The sequence below is a fragment of the Streptomyces sp. NPDC028298 genome (genome assembly GCF_055565895.1).
The window spans coordinates 43,795-62,458 of the sequence record NZ_JBVHTL010000009.1 but is presented as its reverse complement, the minus strand read 5'-3'; the positions used below and the strand labels follow the sequence as shown (position 1 = coordinate 62,458).

The window sequence follows — 18,664 nt, the reverse complement described above, 5'->3', positions numbered from 1 at the left end:
TTTGGACGTGGAGCCCGACCTGTTCACCGCCGCCGCAGAAGAACGCCAGGAGAAGGACCCGTCCAGCAGTCCTCTCGCCGTGCGGATGCGCCCGCGCACCCTCGACGAGGTCGTGGGGCAGCAGCATCTGCTGAAGCCGGGCTCGCCCCTGCGCAGACTGGTCGCCGAGGCCGACGGCGGCCCGGCCGGACCGTCCTCGGTGATCCTCTGGGGCCCGCCGGGCACCGGCAAGACGACCCTCGCCTACGTCGTCTCCAAGGCGACCGACAAGCGCTTCGTGGAACTCTCCGCGATCACCGCGGGCGTCAAGGAGGTCCGCGCGGTCATCGACGGCGCCCGCCGCGCCGCCGGGGGGTACGGCAAGGAGACCGTCCTCTTCCTGGACGAGATCCACCGCTTCAGCAAGGCCCAGCAGGACTCCCTGCTCCCGGCCGTGGAGAACCGCTGGGTGACCCTGATCGCCGCGACCACTGAGAACCCGTACTTCTCGGTGATCTCGCCGCTCCTCTCCCGCTCCCTCCTGCTGACCCTCGAAAGCCTCACCGACGACGATCTGCGCGGCCTGCTGCGCCGGGCGCTCGCCTCGGAGCGCGGCCTCAAGGACTCCGTGGCCCTGCCCGGCGACACCGAGGACCATCTGCTGCGCATCGCCGGCGGTGATGCCCGCCGCGCCCTGACCGCCCTGGAGGCCGCGGCCGGCGCGGCCCTCGACAAGGGCGAGCCGGAGATCACCCTCCAGACCCTGGAGGCCACGGTCGACCGCGCCGCCGTGAAGTACGACCGCGACGGCGACCAGCACTACGACGTGGCGAGCGCGCTCATCAAGTCCATCCGCGGCTCCGACGTGGACGCCGCCCTGCACTACCTCGCCCGGATGATCGAGGCGGGCGAGGACCCCCGCTTCATCGCCCGCCGCCTGATGATCTCCGCCAGCGAGGACATCGGCCTCGCCGACCCGAACGCGCTGCCCATAGCCGTCGCGGCCGCGCAGGCCGTCGCGATGATCGGCTTCCCGGAGGCCGCGCTCACCCTCAGCCACGCCACCATCGCCCTCGCGCTGGCCCCCAAGTCCAACGCCGCGACCACCGCCATCGGTGCCGCGCTGGAGGACGTCCGCAAGGGACACGCCGGTCCGGTGCCGGCCCACCTGCGCGACGGCCACTACAAGGGCGCGGCCAAGCTCGGGCACGCCCAGGGGTACGTGTATCCCCACGACCTGCCCGAGGGCATCGCGGCCCAGCAGTACGCGCCCGAGGAACTCACGGACCGGGAGTACTACACCCCGACCCGGCACGGCGCCGAGGCGCGCTACGCCGACGCCGTGGAGTGGACCAGGAAGCGCCTCGGTAGAGGGCGCTCCTGAGCACCCTGTACGATGGCTCGAAGCGCTGCGTCCCGTGTCCGGCTCCGGTCGGCACCACCAGAACGGGACATCCAGCCGGAGCCCCTGCCACCACGGGGGGATTCCAGGAGCGTCGCGCACCGTCGAAGGTGTCGCGGGCAACCCACCACCACCCGGAACTCCGGGACCGGTCGGTGGGTCACTCGCGTGCTGCACGTATGTGCCCAGACCCAGGAGCGGCTGCCCGCCCCGTCCCCGTGGATCTCCACGGCGGCGAGGAGGGTTTCCCGGGCTGCGGATTGCGACCTCCCCTAACCCTGGTGAAGCCGTATTCGCATCGGAAACATGAGGTGTTTGGTTCATGGCGAACCAGTCCCGCCCCAAGGTCAAGAAGTCGCGTGCGCTCGGTATCGCGCTGACCCCGAAGGCTGTCAAGTACTTCGAGGCCCGCCCCTACCCGCCGGGTGAGCACGGCCGTGGCCGCAAGCAGAACTCGGACTACAAGGTCCGTCTGCTCGAGAAGCAGCGTCTGCGCGCGCAGTACGACGTGTCCGAGCGCCAGCTCGTCCGCGCCTACGAGCGTGCCTCCAAGGTCCAGGGCAAGACCGGTGAGGCCCTGATCATCGAGCTGGAGCGTCGTCTCGACGCGCTGGTCCTGCGTTCGGGCATCGCCCGCACGATCTACCAGGCCCGCCAGATGGTCGTTCACGGCCACATCGAGGTCAACGGCCAGAAGGTCGACAAGCCCTCGTTCCGCGTCCGTCCCGACGACGTCGTGATGGTCCGCGAGCGCAGCCGCAGCAAGACGCTGTTCGAGGTTTCCCGCGCCGGTGGCTTCGCCCCCGACGGCGAGACCCCGCGCTACCTCCAGGTGAACCTCGCCGCCCTGGCCTTCCGCCTGGACCGTGAGCCGAACCGCAAGGAGATCCCGGTGATCTGCGACGAGCAGCTCGTCGTCGAGTACTACGCCCGCTGATCTTTCAACAGCGGACGCGGTACCACCCAAGCGTCGGCGTCAGCCCGTCGTCTCCCCGCCCTTCGAGGTGGGCGAGACGGCGGGCTTTCGCACGTCCGGGGGCAGCCTGCGCGGCGAGGGCACCGCACCCAGGGGCGGCACCCCGGCCCCGCCCAGCGCCCGGGCGACCGCCGCGTCCTGCCCGAGCAGCCCGCCCGCCCGTACGCACTCCTCGTACCGCTCGTCACCCAGCTCCTGCCGGGCCAGGGCCGCACAGCGCTCGTGCGGCGCGTTGTAGTACGCCGAGCCGAACAGCGGCAGACCCACCGACGGCCACATGCGCGCCGCCGCCCCCTGCAGCACCGCGGCCTCGGCTGCGTCCCCCTCCACCACCGTCACCAGGGCGAGCAGCTCGACCGCGAGCACGGCGCCGAGCAGATCGTGGAAACTGTGCGCGATCCCCAGGCCCTGCTCCAGCAGACCGCGCGCCCGCGCCGGATCGCCCTCCGCCTGCGCCTGGTACCCGAGGACGTACAGCGCGTAGGCCAGCGCCCAGCGCTCCCCGTGGTCCTCGCACACCCCGCGGACGTCCTCGCACAGTTTCACCGCGCCCGGCATGTCGCCCTGGAAGGCGAGCGCCATGGCCAGCTCGATCTGGCCCATCAGCACATTGCTGTTGAGCTCGCCGATCTCGTGATACCGGTCCAGCGCCGAGCGCAGCAGCCTCTCGGCCCGCGCCATGTCGTCCGTGACCAGGGCCAGACAGCCGGTGCGATGCTCGGCGTACGCCACCGCGACGGCGTTCCCGCAGCGCTCCGCCTCGTCGCGGCACTCCTGGAGCGCGGACAGCGCGGGCACCGAGTCGCCCTGGAGGACCGCCACGTAGCCGAGCACCCACAGGGCCTTCAGCCGTGACTGGTCGCGGTCGCCGTCGAGTTCGACACTGCGCTCCAGCCAGTGCCGCCCCTCCGAGAGACGGCCGCAGCCGACCCAGTAGAACCACAGGGCGCCCGCCAGGTACTGGCCCAGATGCGCGTCGTCGGGTTCGCCGAGCGAGTACTCCAGCGCGCAGCGCAGATTCGGCAGTTCCGTCTCGACGCGCACCGCCACCTCGGCCTGCCGCGGCGAGAACCAGTCCAGTTCGCACCAGGTGACCAGGCCCATGTACCAGTCGCGGTGGCGACGGCGCAGCCGCTCCGCGTCGCCCGTCGCCGCCAGCCAGTGCGCCCCGTAGGCGCGGACCGTGTCCAGCATCCGGTACCGCACTCCGGCCGCGGTCTCCTCGCGCGCGAGCACCGACTGCGCGAGCAGTTCGCCGAGCACGTCCAGCACGTCGTCGGCGTGCAGTCCGTCCCCGCTGCACACGTACTCCGCGGCCTCCAGATCGAACTGCCCGGCGAACACCGACAGGCGCGCCCACAGCAGCCGCTCTCCCGGTGTGCACAGTTCGTGGCTCCAGCCGATCGCCGTCCGCAGGGTCTGGTGCCGCGGCGGCGCGTCGCGCACACCGCCGGTCAGCAGCCGGAACCGGTCCTCCAGGCGGGCGAGCAACTGAGCGGGGGAGAGGGCGCCGACGCGGCCCGCCGCCAGTTCCAGCGCCAGCGGGATCCCGTCCAGCCGCCGGCACAGCTCCCGGACGTCGGAGCCGTTGCCCTCGCCCAGCGCGAAGCCGGGCACCCGGGCCGCCGCCCGGTCCGCGAACAGCTCCACGGCCTCGGCCTCGTCCAGCGGCGCCAGCGGGAACACCCGCTCGCCCGCGATCCCCAGCGGTCTGCGGCCCACGGCCAGCACCCGCAGTCCCGGCGCCCGCCGCAGCAACTCGCCCACCAGCGCGGCGCTCACGTCGACCAGGTGCTCGAAGCCGTCCAGGACCAGCAGGAGCCTGCGCCCGGCGACATGGTCGAGCAGCACCCGGCGCGGCGGCTTCGCCGTGTGGTCCGTCAGCCCGAAGGCCTCGGCCACGGCGTACTCGACGAGTTCCGGGTCGTGCACCGCGGACAGGTCCACGTGCCACACCCCGTCGCGCGGGTCCGTCGCCGCCGCCGCGTGGGTGGCGAGGCGGGTCTTGCCGACGCCCCCCATGCCGGTCACGGTGACCAGACGGACCGCCTCCAGCGCCTCGGCCAGCCGCGCGAGCTCCGCGGAGCGCCCCACGAACGCGTCGAGTTCCAGGGGCAGATTGCCGGGTACGGCAGGACCGGAGTGTCGGCCGGGGTGAGAACGCTGCATGAGATACGGAGCGTACTGACCCGTTAGCGCTCCGTACAATCGGTTCGCGCAACTCCACACTCCGGAGCGGATAAATGCGGTACGGAGCCCCGGCCCCGGCGCGATAGGCTCGGGTGACGACTTTTCGATGTTCAGGCACACAGTCAGGGAGCGGGTGCACAGTGTCCGGTGGTGAGGTGGCCGGGATCCTGGTGGCCGTCTTCTGGGCGATCCTGGTCTCCTTCCTCGCCGTCGCGCTGGTGAGGCTGGCCCAGACGCTCAGGGCGACCACCAAGCTCGTCGCGGACGTGACCGACCAGGCCGTCCCGCTCCTGGCCGACGCCTCGGCGGCGGTGCGCTCCGCGCAGACGCAGATCGACCGGGTCGACGCCATCGCGTCGGACGTCCAGGAGGTCACGTCGAACGCCTCGGCGCTGTCGACGACCGTCGCCTCCACGTTCGGCGGCCCGCTGGTCAAGGTCGCGGCGTTCGGGTACGGCGTGCGCCGGGCCATCGGAGGCCGTCGTGACAATGTGCCCGACAAAGCGCCCCGGCGTACCGTGATCGTGGGCCGCGCCGTCCCGTCCACCCGGCGGGGAAAGCGGAAGAAGGACTGACGCAGCGATGTTCCGCCGTACGTTCTGGTTCACCGCGGGCGCAGCCGCGGGTGTATGGGCCACCACCAAGGTCAACCGCAAGCTCAGGCAGCTCACCCCCGAGAGCCTCGCGGCGCAGGCCGCGAACAAGGCGATCGACGCGGGCCACCGCCTCAAGGAGTTCGCGCTCGACGTCCGCGACGGGATGGCCCAGCGAGAGGCCGAACTCGGCGAGGTGCTCGGTCTGAACGCGGACCCGGATCCCGAACTGCCCACCCAGCGCCGTATCGCCGCGATCGGCGGCGGCGAGCAGTCCGGCAACAACAAGCAGATCAAGTACATCGACAACACGACGTACTCGTACAACCGGAATGAGGACCACTGATGGAGTCGGCTGAAATCCGCCGCCGCTGGTTGAGCTTCTACGAGGAGCGCGGTCACACCGTCGTCCCTTCGGCGTCGCTCATCGCGGACGACCCGACTCTGCTCCTGGTCCCCGCCGGCATGGTCCCCTTCAAGCCGTACTTCCTCGGCGAGGTCAAGGCTCCCTGGGCGCGCGCCACCAGCGTGCAGAAGTGCGTGCGCACGCCCGACATCGAAGAGGTCGGCAAGACCACGCGCCACGGCACGTTCTTCCAGATGTGCGGCAACTTCTCCTTCGGCGACTACTTCAAGGAAGGGGCCATCACCTACGCCTGGGAGCTGCTCACCACGCCCCAGGACAAGGGTGGTTACGGCCTAGACCCCGAGCGTCTGTGGATCACGGTCTACCTCGACGACGACGAGGCCGAGACCATCTGGCGCGACAAGATCGGCGTCCCGGCCGAGCGCATCCAGCGCCTGGGCAAGAAGGACAACTACTGGTCCATGGGCGTCCCGGGCCCCTGCGGTCCGTGCTCCGAGATCAACTACGACCGCGGTCCCGAGTTCGGTGTCGAGGGCGGCCCGGCCGTCAACGACGAGCGCTACGTGGAGATCTGGAACCTGGTCTTCATGCAGTACGAGCGCGGCGAGGGCACCTCGAAGGACGACTTCGAGATCCTCGGCGAGCTGCCCAGCAAGAACATCGACACCGGCCTCGGCCTCGAGCGCCTCGCGATGATTCTGCAGGGCGTGCAGAACATGTACGAGATCGACACCTCCATGGCGGTCATCAACAAGGCCACCGAGCTGACGGGTGTCGAGTACGGTGCCGCCCACGCCTCCGACGTGTCGCTGCGTGTGGTCACCGACCACATGCGCACCTCCGTGATGCTCATCGGCGACGGCGTGAGCCCCGGCAACGAGGGCCGCGGCTATGTGCTGCGCCGCATCATGCGCCGCGCCATCCGCAACATGCGCCTGCTCGGCGCCACCGGACCGGTCGTCAAGGACCTCATCGACGTCGTCATCGGCATGATGGGCCGGCAGTACCCGGAGCTGGTCACCGACCGGCAGCGGATCGAGACCGTGGCCCTCGCCGAGGAGGCCGCCTTCCTCAAGACCCTGAAGGCCGGCACGAACATCCTCGACACGGCCATCACCGACACGAAGTCGTCGGGTGGCACGGTCCTCGCCGGCGACAAGGCCTTCCTGCTCCACGACACGTGGGGCTTCCCGATCGACCTCACCCTCGAAATGGCCGCCGAACAGGGCCTGTCGGTGGACGAGGACGGCTTCCGCCGCCTGATGAAGGAGCAGCGGGACAAGGCCAAGGCCGACGCCCGCGCCAAGAAGACCGGCCACGCCGACCTCGGCGCCTACCGCCAGATCGCCGACGCCGCCGGTGAGACCGACTTCGTCGGCTACGACGGCACCGAGGCCGAGTCGACGATCGTCGGCATCCTCGTGGACGGCGTCTCCTCGCCGGCCGCCACCGAGGGCGACGAGGTCGAGATCGTCCTCGACCGCACCCCGTTCTACGCCGAGGGCGGCGGCCAGATCGGCGACACCGGCCGCATCCGGGTCGACACGGGCGCCGTCATCGAGATCCGTGACTGCCAGAAGCCCGTCCCCGGCGTGTACGTCCACAAGGGCGTCGTCCAGGTCGGCGAGGCCACCGTCGGCGCCAAGGCCCAGGCCACCATCGACGTACGCCGTCGCAAAGCCATCGCCCGCGCCCACTCGGCCACGCACCTCACGCACCAGGCGCTGCGCGACGCCCTGGGCCCGACGGCCGCCCAGGCCGGCTCCGAGAACCAGCCCGGCCGCTTCCGCTTCGACTTCGGCTCCCCGTCCGCCGTCCCGACGGCCGTGATGACGGACGTCGAGCAGCAGATCAACGAGGTGCTCGCCCGCGACCTGGACGTCCAGGCCGAGGTCATGAGCATCGACGAGGCCAAGAAGCAGGGCGCCATCGCCGAGTTCGGCGAGAAGTACGGCGAGCGCGTCCGCGTCGTGACCATCGGCGACTTCTCCAAGGAGCTGTGCGGCGGCACGCACGTGCACAACACCGCGCAGCTCGGCCTGGTGAAGCTGCTGGGCGAGTCGTCCATCGGCTCGGGCGTGCGGCGCATCGAGGCCCTCGTCGGCGTCGACGCGTACAACTTCCTGGCCCGTGAGCACACGGTCGTCGCCCAGCTCCAGGAGCTGGTCAAGGGCCGTCCGGAGGAGCTTCCGGAGAAGGTCTCCGCCATGCTCGGCAAGCTGAAGGACGCCGAGAAGGAGATCGAGAAGTTCCGCGCGGAGAAGGTGCTCCAGGCCGCCGCCGGACTCGTCGAGTCCGCTCAGGACGTGAACGGCGTCGCCCTGGTCACCGGCCAGGTCCCGGACGGCACGGGCGCCGACGACCTGCGCAAGCTGGTCCTCGACGTGCGGGGCCGCATCCAGGGCGGACGCGCCGTCGTCGTGGCCCTGTTCACGGTCGTGGGCGGCAAGCCCCTGACGGTCATCGCCACCAACGAGGCCGCCCGCGAGCGCGGTCTGAAGGCCGGTGAGCTGGTCCGCGGCGCCGCCAAGACCCTCGGCGGCGGCGGTGGCGGCAAGCCGGACGTCGCCCAGGGCGGTGGCCAGAACCCGGCCGCCGTCGGCGAGGCCATCGACGCGGTCCAGCGCCTCGTCGCCGAGACGGCCAAGTAAGGGCCGCGGACATGCGCAGAGGACGTCGGCTCGCGATCGACGTCGGGGACGCCCGGATCGGGGTCGCCTCGTGCGACCCCGACGGGATCCTCGCGACGCCGGTGGAGACGGTTCCGGGGCGTGACATCCCGGCCGCCCACCGCCGGCTGCGGCAGCTCGTCGAGGAGTACGAGCCGATCGAGGTCGTCGTCGGTCTCCCTCGCTCCCTCAAGGGGGGCGAGGGCCCTGCCGCGGTCAAGGTCCGTGCCTTCGCCCAGGAGCTCGCGGAAGGGATTGCTCCTGTTCCGGTTCGGCTCGTGGATGAGAGGATGACCACGGTCACGGCCAGTCAGGGACTGCGCGCCTCGGGCGTGAAGTCGAAGAAGGGCAGGTCGGTCATCGACCAGGCGGCAGCCGTCGTGATCCTGCAGCAGGCCCTGGAATCCGAACGGGTGTCAGGCAAGTCGCCCGGCGAGGGCGTCGAAGTGGTCATGTGATCGCGATACGGTAACGTTCCGCCCGATGCGGTGGTGTTCGAACAGCCGTCGCACAGTGAAGAGGCGGACGGGAGCCGGGCCAGACGAGCCGGCCGCTGCCGGCTCGCGGCTCGTAGGGGATCGATGACTGAGTATGGCCGGGGCCCTGGCTCCGAACCGTGGAATCCGGAGGACCCGTTGTACGGGGACCTCGGATGGGGCGGACAGGCCGCAGAGGGCCAGTCCGCCTACGACGGCGGCCAGCCGCAGCACTATCCGCAGCAGCAGGGCGACTGGGGCCAGGGGCAGCAGTACCAGGGCCAGCAGCAGTACCCGGCGCAGGGCCAGCACGGCCAGTACCCCGGTCAGCAGCAGTACCAGGGCCAGCAGCAGTACCCCGGTCAGGGGCAGCAGCAGTACCCGGGGCAGGAGCAGCAGTACCAGGGTCAGGGACAGCAGCAGTACCAGGGCCAGCAGCAGTACCCCGGTCAGGGCCAGCAGCAGTTCAACAACGGCCAGGGCCAGGGGCAGCAGCAGTTCAACGGTCAGGGCCAGGGTCAGCAGTACCAGGACCAGGGTCAGCAGCAGTTCAACGGCCAGGGTCAGCAGCAGTACCCCGGCCAGGGCCGGCAGCAGTACGCCGACAGCGGCACCGGTGCGCAGCCTCAGGTGCCGTACACGGGCGATCCCGCCGACCCCTACGCGGGCCAGTACGCGGCCGAGCAGCCGGACTCGTACAACACCCCGGACGCCTATCCGCCGCCCGAGCCGCCCGCCCGGCGCCGTGCCGAGCCGGAACCCGAGCCGGACTGGGACCCGGGACCGGACCAGGGCGAGCACGCCTTCTTCTCCGGTGAGGACGACGAGGACGACGACTTCGACGAGGACGACGACCCGAAGAAGGGCCGTGGCCGCGGGGACCGCAAGCAGCGCGGCGGCGACAAGGAGCGCGGCGGCAAGGGCAAGAAACGCCGCAGCGGCTGCGCCTGCCTGGTGGTCGTCATGGTCTTCGGCGGCGGTCTCGCGGGAGCCGGGTATTTCGGTTACCACTACTACCAGAATCGTTTCGGCGCGGCCCCCGACTTTTCCGGCGAGGGGACGGGGCAGGTTCCCGTCGAGATCGGCAAGGGCGAGGGCGGTTATGTCATCGGCCAGAAGCTGAAGGCCGCCGGTGTCGTCAAGAGCGTGGACGCGTTCGTGTCCGCTCAGGCGGAGAATCCGAAGGGCAAATCGATTCAGGCCGGCGCCTATCTTCTGCGCAAGGGGATGTCGGCCAAGAGCGCCGTCGAGCTGATGCTCGACCCCAAGAGCCAGAACAACGTGACCGTGCCGCCCGGTTTCCGCAATGCCCAGGTCTACACGTTGATCGACACGAAACTCGGACTCGCCAAGGGCACGACGAGCGCCGTCGCGAAGAAGAAGTACAAGACCCTCGGGCTGCCGAGCTGGGCGAACACCGACAAGGACATAAAGGACCCCCTGGAGGGGTTCCTCTACCCGCTCACGTATCCCGCGGCCAAGGGTATGAAGCCCGAGGCCGTGCTGAAGAGCATGGTCGCGCAGGCCAACAAGAGGTACACGGCGCTGGGGCTCGTGGCGAAGGCGAAGGCGCTCAAGCTCGACAGCCCCCTTCAGGTGGTCACGGTCGCGAGCCTGGTCCAGGCCGAGGGCAAGACGCACGACGACTACCGCAAGATGGCCGAGGTCGTCTACAACCGTCTGAAGAGCACCAACACCGAGACCAATCAGAAGCTGCAGTTCGACTCGACCTTCAATTACCTGAAGGGCCAGAGCAAGATCAATATCGGCGAGTCCGAGATCAACAGCAATCCGGACCCGTACAACACGTATTACCACCGCGGTCTGCCGCCCGGTCCGATCGGCAATCCGGGCGACGACGCCTTCAGGGCGGTGTTCAATCCCACGAAGGACGGCTGGATGTATTTCGTGGCGACCGACGGTCAGAACAACACGGAATTCGCCAAGACGCTGGCCCAGTTCGAGAAGCTCAAGGAAAAGTTCAATGCCAGCTCGGGCAACTGACGCGTCCCGGGCGGCCGTGCTCGGTTCACCGATCGCGCACTCCCTCTCGCCGGTGCTGCACCGCGCCGCGTACCGGGAACTCGGTCTCGGTGCGTGGACGTACGACCGCTTCGAGGTCGACGAGGCGGCGCTGCCCGCCTTCGTCGAGGGCCTCGGAGCGGAGTGGGCCGGGCTGTCGCTGACGATGCCGCTCAAGCGGGCCGTGATGCCACTGCTCGACGAGATCAGCGAGACGGCCGCCTCCGTCGAGGCGGTCAACACCGTCGTGTTCACCGAGGACGGGCGGCGCGTCGGCGACAACACCGACATCCCCGGAATGGTCGCGGCGCTGCGTGAGCGGGGGATCGAGCAGGTCGAGTCGGCCGCCGTCCTCGGGGCCGGCGCCACCGCCTCCTCCGCGCTGGCCGCCCTCGCGCGGATCTGCACCGGCGAGGTCGTCGCGTACGTGCGGAGCCCGGAGCGGGGCGCCGAGATGCGCGAGTGGGGCGAGCGGCTCGGTATCGAGGTGCGCACCGAGGACTGGGCCGACGCCGAACGGGCGCTGCGCGCGCCGCTGGTGATCGCCACGACTCCGGCCGGGACCACGGACGCGCTGGCGGCCGGCGTCCCCGGGAGCCCGACGACCCTTTTCGACGTGCTGTACGACCCCTGGCCGACCGACCTCGCGGCGCGCTGGTCCGCGTACGGCGGGGCCGTGGTCGGCGGCCTCGACCTGCTCGTCCACCAGGCGGTGCTCCAGGTGGAGCAGATGACCGGGCGGCAGCCGGCCCCCGTGGTCGCCATGAGAAAAGCGGGGGAACACGCGCTCGCTTCCCGTAATATCCGCTGAGGTCCGCAGGGAGCGGAGCACGGGGTAGGGGGAGTCAGGTACATGACCAGCGTGTCCGACGGGGTGCCACTGGCGTCCGGCAAGGGTGAGATCTTCGAGCTCGTCCTGAAGTTCATGCCCGACTGGGTGCAGGTCACGGTGCTCGCGCTGATCGTGCTCGCCGTCCTCGGCTCGTGGATCCTGAAGCTCACGCGCAAGATCCGTTACTGGCGTGCCGTGCGGGCGGGTGTGCCCGTGCACGCGGCGGCGCAGTACGGACAGGGGCGCGGCGCGGACTACCTGGGCGCCTACGCGCCACAGCAGAACCAGCAGAACCAGCAGAGCGGGCCCGCGCAGACCCCCGCTCCGGCCGGGCCGAGCGGTGCCGACTTCCTCGGCAGCTACGCGCCGGGTCAGGGGCAGGACGCCGCGCGCTGAGCCCTCCGTCCATGTCCGGCCGTCCCGCCTGATGGACCTGCGGCCGGTTCCGGCGCCAGGACGTGGGAGGATCGGACATGGCGGGCCTGGGCCGCGCACCCGGTCGCGCCGTCGCCGTACGCGAGCACACGTGTACGCAGCAGCAGTACCAGGGCGCGAGCATGAGGAGCACCGTTGAGCAGGTTGCGCTGGCTGACCGCGGGGGAGTCCCACGGTCCCGCACTTGTCGCGACGCTGGAGGGCCTTCCCGCCGGCGTGCCGATCACCACGGAGATGGTGGCGGACCACCTCGCCCGGCGGCGCCTGGGCTATGGACGCGGTGCCCGGATGAAGTTCGAGCGTGACGAGGTCACCTTCCTCGGCGGCGTCCGGCACGGTCTGACCCTCGGCTCCCCGGTCGCGGTCATGGTCGGCAACACCGAATGGCCCAAGTGGGACCAGGTCATGGCGGCCGACCCGGTGGACCGGGAGATCCTCGACGGTCTCGCCCGCAACGCACCCCTGACCCGCCCGCGTCCCGGTCACGCCGACCTCGCCGGCATGCAGAAGTACGGCTTCGACGAGGCCCGCCCGATCCTGGAGCGCGCCTCCGCCCGCGAGACCGCGGCCCGGGTCGCCCTCGGCGCCGTCGCCCGTTCGTACCTGAAGGAGACGGCCGGGATCGAGATCGTCTCCCACGTCGTCGAGCTCTGCTCCGTGAAGGCCCCGCAGGGTGTGTACCCCACCCCGGCCGACGTCGAGAAGCTCGACGCCGACCCGCTGCGCTGCCTCGACGCCGACGCCTCGAAGGCGATGGTCGCCGAGGTCGACCAGGCCCACAAGGACGGCGACACCCTCGGCGGCGTCGTCGAGGTCCTCGCCTACGGCGTTCCCGTGGGCCTCGGCTCGCACGTCCACTGGGACCGCAAGCTCGACGCCCGTCTGGCCGGGGCCCTGATGGGCATCCAGGCGATCAAGGGCGTCGAGATCGGCGACGGCTTCGAACTCGCCCGCGTGCCCGGCTCCCAGGCCCACGACGAGATCGTCGGGACGCCCGAGGGCATCAAGCGGACGTCGGGTCGCGCCGGCGGCACCGAAGGCGGCCTGAGCACCGGCGAACTGCTGCGCGTCCGCGCCGCGATGAAGCCGATCGCCACCGTGCCGCGCGCGCTCGCCACCGTCGACGTCGCCACCGGCGAGGCCGCCAAGGCCCACCACCAGCGCTCCGACGTCTCCGCCGTGCCGGCCGCCGGCATCGTCGCCGAGGCCATGGTCGCCCTCGTCCTCGCGGACGCGGTGGCCGAGAAGTTCGGCGGCGACTCGGTCACCGAGACCCGCCGCAACGTCCGGTCGTACCTCGAGAACCTGGCCATCCGGTGACCGCCCCACGGCTGGTCCTGGTCGGGCCGATGGGGGTCGGGAAGTCGACCGTGGGCGCGCTCGTCGCCGAGCGGCTCGGCTGCGTCTACCGGGACACGGACGACGACATCGTGGCCACCGAGGGCCGCGCCATCGCCGACATCTTCGTCGACGAGGGCGAGCCCGCCTTCCGCGCGATCGAGAAGCGGGCGGTGCGCACGGCACTCGCCGAGCACGACGGAGTCCTGGCCCTGGGCGGCGGTTCGGTCCTCGACGCCGACACCCGCGCCCTGCTCGCCGGCCACCAGGTCGTCTACCTCTCCATGGACGTCGAGGAGGCGGTGCAGCGCACCGGACTCAACGTCGCCCGGCCGCTGCTCGCCGTCAACCCGCGCAAGCAGTGGCGCGAGCTGATGGAGGCACGCCGCCACCTGTACACCGAAGTCGCCCGCGCGGTCGTGGCGACCGACGGCCGCACCCCCGATGAGGTCGCCCAAGAGGTCCTCGACGCACTGGAGTTGAAGGAAGCATGAGCGAGGCTGTGACCCGTGTCCAGGTCGGCGGCACCGCGGGCACCGACCCCTACGAGGTCCTGATCGGCCGTCAGCTCCTCGGCGAGCTCGGTGGGTTGATCGGCGACAAGGCCAAGCGTGTCGGTGTCATCCACCCCGAGGCGCTCGCCGACACCGGCGAGGCGCTCCGCGCCGACCTGGCGGAGCAGGGCTTCGAGGCCGTCGCCATCCAGGTGCCGAACGCCGAGGAGGCCAAGACCGCCGAGGTCGCCGCCTACTGCTGGAAGGCGCTCGGCCAGTCCGGCTTCACCCGCACCGACGTCATCGTCGGTGTCGGCGGCGGCGCCACCACCGACCTGGCCGGATTCGTGGCCGCGACCTGGCTGCGCGGGGTCCGCTGGATCGCCGTCCCCACCACCGTGCTCGCCATGGTGGACGCGGCGGTCGGCGGCAAGACGGGCATCAACACCGCCGAGGGCAAGAACCTCGTCGGCGCCTTCCACCCGCCCGCGGGCGTGCTGTGCGACCTGGCCGCGCTCGACTCGCTGCCGGTCAACGACTACGTGTCCGGGCTCGCGGAGATCATCAAGGCCGGCTTCATCGCCGACCCGGTGATCCTGGAACTCATCGAGTCCGACCCCGCGGCGGCCCGCACGCCCGAGGGCCCGCACACCGCCGAGCTGATCGAGCGCTCCATCAAGGTCAAGGCCGAGGTCGTCTCCGGCGATCTCAAGGAGTCGGGGCTGCGCGAGATCCTCAACTACGGCCACACGCTGGCCCACGCCATCGAGAAGAACGAGCGCTACAAGTGGCGGCACGGCGCGGCGGTCTCCGTCGGCATGCACTTCGCCGCCGAACTCGGCCGCCTCGCGGGCCGGCTGGACGACGCGACGGCCGACCGGCACCGCACGATCCTGGAGTCCGTGGGTCTCCCGCTGAGCTACCGCTACGACCAGTGGCCGAAGCTCGTGGAGAACATGAAGGTCGACAAGAAGTCCCGGGGCGACCTGCTGCGCTTCATCGTCCTCGACGGACTGGCCAAACCGACCGTCCTGGAGGGCCCGGATCCGGCCGTCCTGCTCGCGGCGTACGGCGAGGTCGGCGAGTAACGGGCGCCGCCCCGCGGGGCCGTATGGCCCGAAGGGCACCTGCTCAGCCCGTTTTGCCTCTCCTCACCGGGCACTTCGCACCGTCCCCGGCCGTTCACACAACGGCGGCCGGGGAAGGTACCGTTCGGTAGCGACGGGACCGGCGTCCCGTCGCGACGCGCACATCGCCTGTACGAGACGGAGTGGCACCGGATGCAGCACGCAGTGGGGGCTCCGCTGCCGCCCCATCAGCCGGGGCAGGGGCCGGCCGCCGGATGGTCGCCGGCCGGACAGTACCCGGGGCAGCAGGGCCCCGCGCCCGCTCCCGGTTTCGCCGGAGTGCCGGTGCCGCCCGGAGCGCCACCCGCGCAGGCGCCCCAGCATCACCTGCCACCGCATCAGATGCCCCCGCAGCCGCCGCAGCACCCGTCGGCGCAGCCTCCGCCGCATGCCTCGGCGCAGCCGCCGCACCCGCCCGTGCCGCCCGCGCCGGACACCACCGGGCATGTCCGGCTGCCTCCGGGCGTCTCGGTCGCCATGCCGAGCCCGCCGCCCGCCACGGGCGCGCCCGACCCGGCGGCGACGACGCTCGCGGTCCTGCTCATCGGCCCCGCGGGCGCCGGGAAGACCAGTGTCGCCAAGTACTGGGCGGACCACCGCCGGGTGCCCACGGCCCACATCAGCCTCGACGACGTACGCGAATGGGTGCGCTCGGGCTTCGCCGACCCGCAGTCGGGATGGAACGACCATTCCGAGGCGCAGTATCGTCTCGCCCGCCGCACCTGCGGCTTCGCCGCCCGCAACTTCCTGGCCAACGGCATCTCGTGCATCCTGGACGACGCCGTCTTCCCGGACCGCCCGGTCGTCGGCCTCGGCGGCTGGAAGCGGCACGTGGGGCCCGGTCTGCTGCCGGTCGTGCTCCTGCCGGGCCTGGAAGTGGTCCTGGAGCGCAACGCCGAGCGCTCGGGCAACCGCAGGCTCAGCGACGAGGAGGTCGCCCGCATCCACGGCCGCATGGCCGGCTGGTACGGCTCCGGGCTCCCGATCATCGACAACTCCCAGCTCGACGTCGCGGCCACGGCCCGTGTCCTGGACGACGTCCTGGCCCGTTCGATCGCCAGCCCGCCCCAGTGGTGAGGGTTCGGCGTGCCGCGGTGCTGAAAGGGTTCGGCGCGCGGTCGTGGTGACGGGGCCGGGCCCGCGGCACGGGTGAAACGGTTCGGCCGTCGGCGGGCCCAGGGGTTCGGGTCCTGCCGGTGACCCACGCGGCCTCGCCCCCCGGCGGTGCCGCGCGGAGCGGAGCGTGGCGGTGCCCGAAGGGTCCGGCTCGGGCCCTGTGACCGGTCCGTCCGGGCGCCGGGATACCCGTCCGGCCCTCTGAACCGGCGACATCCGGCCACCGCTCGTAGGCTCGGTTCATGCCAGAGGTGTACGCGACCCGCAGAGAGCGGCTCCGGGAGCGTTGTGCGGCGGGCGGCAGCGCGGCGGCGCTCGTCACCCGACCCGCCAACGTGAGGTATCTCGCCGGTGCCGCGCCGCTCGGCGCGGTGCTGCTGCTCGGCGGCGACGAGGACATGCTGCTGTGCGCAGGCCCGCCGTCCGGCGAAGCCATGGAAGGGCGCCCCGACGAGGCGCTGGAGGTCCGGGTGCTGCCGCGTGCCGGCGGAGACCCGGCCGTCGCCGCCGCCGGACTGGCGGCGGATCAGGGAGTGGAGTCCCTCGCGGTCGAGGAACACCACCTCACCGTGACCCGGCACCGCGCCCTCGGATCGGTCGCGCCGCGGCTGCTCCTGGCCGATCTGGGCGGAGCGGTCGAACAGCTCCGGGTGATCAAGGACGAGGAGGAGATCTCCGCACTGCGGATCGGCGCGGAGATCGCCGACCAGGCGCTCGGTGAACTCCTGGAATCCATTCTCGTGGGCCGCACGGAACGCCATCTCGCCCTGGAACTGGAGCGCCGGCTCGTCGACCACGGTGCCGACGGGCCCGCCTTCGCGACCTCGGTCGGCACCGGTCCGAACTCGGGACGCCGCGGCCACCGGCCCACCGACCGGCGTGTCGAGGAGGGTGACTTCCTCTCCGTCTGCCTCGGCGCGACCTACCGCGGCTACCGGTGTGAGATCGGTCGTACGTTCGTGATCGGCACCTCGCCGGCCGACTGGCAGATCGAGCTGTACGACCTCGTCTTCGCCGCCCAGCGCGCCGGCCGGGAGGCGCTGGCACCCGGCGCCGCCTACCGGGACGTGGACCGCGCCGCCCGCCAGGTACTGGACTCCGGGGGGCATACGGAAGGCCTTCCCTCCCTGACGGGGCACGGTGTCGGGCTCGAAATCGACGAGGACCCGCAGCTTGCCCCCGCGGCCATGGGTAAACTGGACGCTTGCGTGCCGGTCACCGTCGAACCGGGGGTCCACCTTCCGGGCCGGGGCGGTGTCAGGATCGATGACACGCTCGTCGTACGCCCTGAGGCGGACGGCGGACCCGAGCTACTCACCATCACGACCAAGGAACTGCTCGCGCTCTAGCTTCCGGGCTACGCGCGTGCGCCGGGGTCGTCCACGTCAGTCCAGGAGATTCCGCAACCGTGGCTTCCACGAACGACCTCAAGAACGGCCTGGTGCTCAAGCTCGACGGAGGCCAGCTCTGGTCCGTCGTCGAGTTCCAGCACGTCAAGCCCGGCAAGGGCCCGGCCTTCGTGCGCACCAAGCTGAAGAACGTGCTCTCCGGCAAGGTCGTCGACAAGACGTTCAACGCCGGCGTCAAGGTCGAGACGGCCACGATCGACAAGCGCGACATGCAGTTCTCGTACATGGACGGCGAGTACTTCGTCTTCATGGACATGGAGACCTACGACCAGCTCATGGTCGACCGCAAGGCCGTCGCCGACGCCGCCAACTTCCTCATCGAGGGCTTCACGGCCACCGTCGCCCAGCACGAGGGCGAGGTGCTCTTCGTCGAGCTGCCGGCCGCCGTCGAGCTGGTCGTCCAGGAGACCGAGCCCGGCGTCCAGGGCGACCGCTCCACCGGTGGCACCAAGCCCGCCACCCTGGAGACCGGTCACCAGATCCAGGTCCCGCTCTTCATCACCACCGGTGAGAAGATCAAGGTCGACACCCGCACCAGCGACTACCTCGGCCGGGTGAACAGCTAACCGTGGCTGCCCGCAACACGGCCCGCAAGCGCGCCTTCCAGATCCTCTTCGAGGGCGACCAGCGCGGTGTGGACGTCCTCACGGTCCTCGCGGACTGGATCCGGCACTCCCGGTCCGACACCCGGCAGCCGCCGGTCAGCGAATACACGATGGAACTGGTCGAGGGCTACGCCGGCAAGGCGCGGCGCATCGACGAGCTCATCGCGCAGTACGCCGTCGGCTGGACGCTGGACAGGATGCCGGTCGTCGACCGCAACATCCTGCGCCTCGGTGCCTACGAGCTGATCTGGGTCGACGAGACCCCGGACGCCGTGGTGCTCGACGAGGCGGTGCAGCTCGCGAAGGAGTTCTCCACGGACGAGTCGCCCTCGTTCGTGAACGGACTGCTGGGCCGGCTGAAGGACCTGAAGCCGTCGCTCCGCCGCGACGAGGACTGACCGACAGCCAGAGCCGTACGCCCCGAGGGTGCGTACGGAACGCCGGAGGGCCCGCAGCGAGATCGCTGCGGGCCCTCCGGCGTTCCGGTACCCGCACGACGTGCGAGGCCCGCAGAACGCCGCCGGGGGGGGGGGGGGGGGGGGGGGTGGGGGGAATGGCCCCCCAGAAAGGCCGTTCCGCCTGGTTTCTCTGCGTTCTGGTCCTCCTTGTTTCGTGCCGCCTTGCACGCCCCCCT

17 protein-coding genes are annotated in these 18,664 nt (G+C 71.0%); 16 read left to right on the top strand and 1 reads right to left on the bottom strand.

The genetic code is table 11. The features are described from left to right. Positions 1 to 7: 7 nt before the first annotated feature. Together ACZ4TO_RS33060 and rpsD are read left to right on the top strand one after the other, a co-directional pair. On the top strand, positions 8 to 1,363 hold the full coding sequence (locus ACZ4TO_RS33060; protein ID WP_385042499.1) for a replication-associated recombination protein A: 1,356 nt from the start codon (positions 8 to 10) through the stop codon (positions 1,361 to 1,363). 340 nt (positions 1,364 to 1,703) lie between these two features. After that, the gene (rpsD, locus tag ACZ4TO_RS33055) at positions 1,704 to 2,318 is read left to right on the top strand and encodes a 30S ribosomal protein S4 (protein ID WP_037621164.1); all 615 of its coding nucleotides are present in this window, start codon (positions 1,704 to 1,706) and stop codon (positions 2,316 to 2,318) included. A 39-nt stretch (positions 2,319 to 2,357) separates the two neighbouring features. On the opposite strand, the gene ACZ4TO_RS33050 is transcribed toward rpsD, so the two are convergent. After that, entirely contained in the window at positions 2,358 to 4,526 is a 2,169-nt protein-coding gene (locus ACZ4TO_RS33050; RefSeq protein WP_468026166.1) for an ATP-binding protein, read from the bottom strand. A 161-nt stretch (positions 4,527 to 4,687) separates the two neighbouring features. Here ACZ4TO_RS33050 and ACZ4TO_RS33045 point away from each other — a divergent pair, with 161 nt between their 5' ends. The 14 genes from ACZ4TO_RS33045 to nusB all read left to right on the top strand — a co-directional run bounded on the left by ACZ4TO_RS33045 (position 4,688) and on the right by nusB (position 18,428). Continuing rightward, complete coding sequence (locus ACZ4TO_RS33045) at positions 4,688 to 5,122, top strand: DUF948 domain-containing protein (protein WP_382788819.1); 435 nt, start codon at positions 4,688 to 4,690, stop codon at positions 5,120 to 5,122. Between the two features lie 7 nt (positions 5,123 to 5,129). After that, positions 5,130 to 5,486 (top strand): DUF6167 family protein, encoded by a 357-nt coding sequence (locus ACZ4TO_RS33040; RefSeq protein ID WP_382788817.1) that lies wholly within the window; start codon positions 5,130 to 5,132, stop codon positions 5,484 to 5,486. Beyond that, complete coding sequence (gene alaS / locus ACZ4TO_RS33035; RefSeq protein WP_382788814.1) at positions 5,486 to 8,158, top strand: alanine--tRNA ligase; 2,673 nt, start codon at positions 5,486 to 5,488, stop codon at positions 8,156 to 8,158. Before ACZ4TO_RS33040 ends, alaS begins: the two co-directional genes overlap by 1 nt. A gap of 11 nt (positions 8,159 to 8,169) precedes the next feature. After that, the gene (gene ruvX, locus ACZ4TO_RS33030) at positions 8,170 to 8,634 is read left to right on the top strand and encodes a Holliday junction resolvase RuvX (protein WP_328454536.1); all 465 of its coding nucleotides are present in this window, start codon (positions 8,170 to 8,172) and stop codon (positions 8,632 to 8,634) included. Positions 8,635 to 8,757: 123 nt separating this feature from the next. Next, the gene (gene mltG, locus ACZ4TO_RS33025; RefSeq protein WP_385042497.1) at positions 8,758 to 10,656 is read left to right on the top strand and encodes an endolytic transglycosylase MltG; all 1,899 of its coding nucleotides are present in this window, start codon (positions 8,758 to 8,760) and stop codon (positions 10,654 to 10,656) included. Next, on the top strand, positions 10,637 to 11,485 hold the full coding sequence (locus ACZ4TO_RS33020; protein ID WP_468026165.1) for a shikimate dehydrogenase: 849 nt from the start codon (positions 10,637 to 10,639) through the stop codon (positions 11,483 to 11,485). Before mltG ends, ACZ4TO_RS33020 begins: the two co-directional genes overlap by 20 nt. Before the next feature lie 42 nt (positions 11,486 to 11,527). After that, positions 11,528 to 11,902 (top strand): hypothetical protein, encoded by a 375-nt coding sequence (locus ACZ4TO_RS33015; RefSeq protein WP_385042495.1) that lies wholly within the window; start codon positions 11,528 to 11,530, stop codon positions 11,900 to 11,902. Positions 11,903 to 12,076: 174 nt separating this feature from the next. Continuing rightward, complete coding sequence (gene aroC / locus ACZ4TO_RS33010) at positions 12,077 to 13,261, top strand: chorismate synthase (RefSeq protein ID WP_382788801.1); 1,185 nt, start codon at positions 12,077 to 12,079, stop codon at positions 13,259 to 13,261. Further along, the gene (locus ACZ4TO_RS33005) at positions 13,258 to 13,773 is read left to right on the top strand and encodes a shikimate kinase (protein WP_382788799.1); all 516 of its coding nucleotides are present in this window, start codon (positions 13,258 to 13,260) and stop codon (positions 13,771 to 13,773) included. Before aroC ends, ACZ4TO_RS33005 begins: the two co-directional genes overlap by 4 nt. After that, positions 13,770 to 14,861, top strand: coding sequence for a 3-dehydroquinate synthase (gene aroB, locus ACZ4TO_RS33000; protein WP_382788796.1), 1,092 nt, complete (start codon positions 13,770 to 13,772; stop codon positions 14,859 to 14,861). Before ACZ4TO_RS33005 ends, aroB begins: the two co-directional genes overlap by 4 nt. Positions 14,862 to 15,053: 192 nt before the next feature. Then, positions 15,054 to 15,977 carry a Pro-rich N-terminal domain-containing protein gene (locus ACZ4TO_RS32995; RefSeq protein WP_468026164.1) on the top strand — a complete coding sequence of 308 codons (924 nt, stop codon included), beginning with the start codon at positions 15,054 to 15,056 and terminating at the stop codon, positions 15,975 to 15,977. Positions 15,978 to 16,258: 281 nt separating this feature from the next. Next, positions 16,259 to 17,365 (top strand): aminopeptidase P family protein, encoded by a 1,107-nt coding sequence (locus ACZ4TO_RS32990; RefSeq protein WP_382788789.1) that lies wholly within the window; start codon positions 16,259 to 16,261, stop codon positions 17,363 to 17,365. A gap of 59 nt (positions 17,366 to 17,424) precedes the next feature. Further along, entirely contained in the window at positions 17,425 to 17,991 is a 567-nt protein-coding gene (gene efp / locus ACZ4TO_RS32985; protein ID WP_351862521.1) for an elongation factor P, read from the top strand. Between the two features lie 2 nt (positions 17,992 to 17,993). Continuing rightward, positions 17,994 to 18,428 carry a transcription antitermination factor NusB gene (nusB, locus tag ACZ4TO_RS32980; RefSeq protein ID WP_361679097.1) on the top strand — a complete coding sequence of 145 codons (435 nt, stop codon included), beginning with the start codon at positions 17,994 to 17,996 and terminating at the stop codon, positions 18,426 to 18,428. The last annotated feature ends 236 nt before the right edge of the window (positions 18,429 to 18,664 follow it).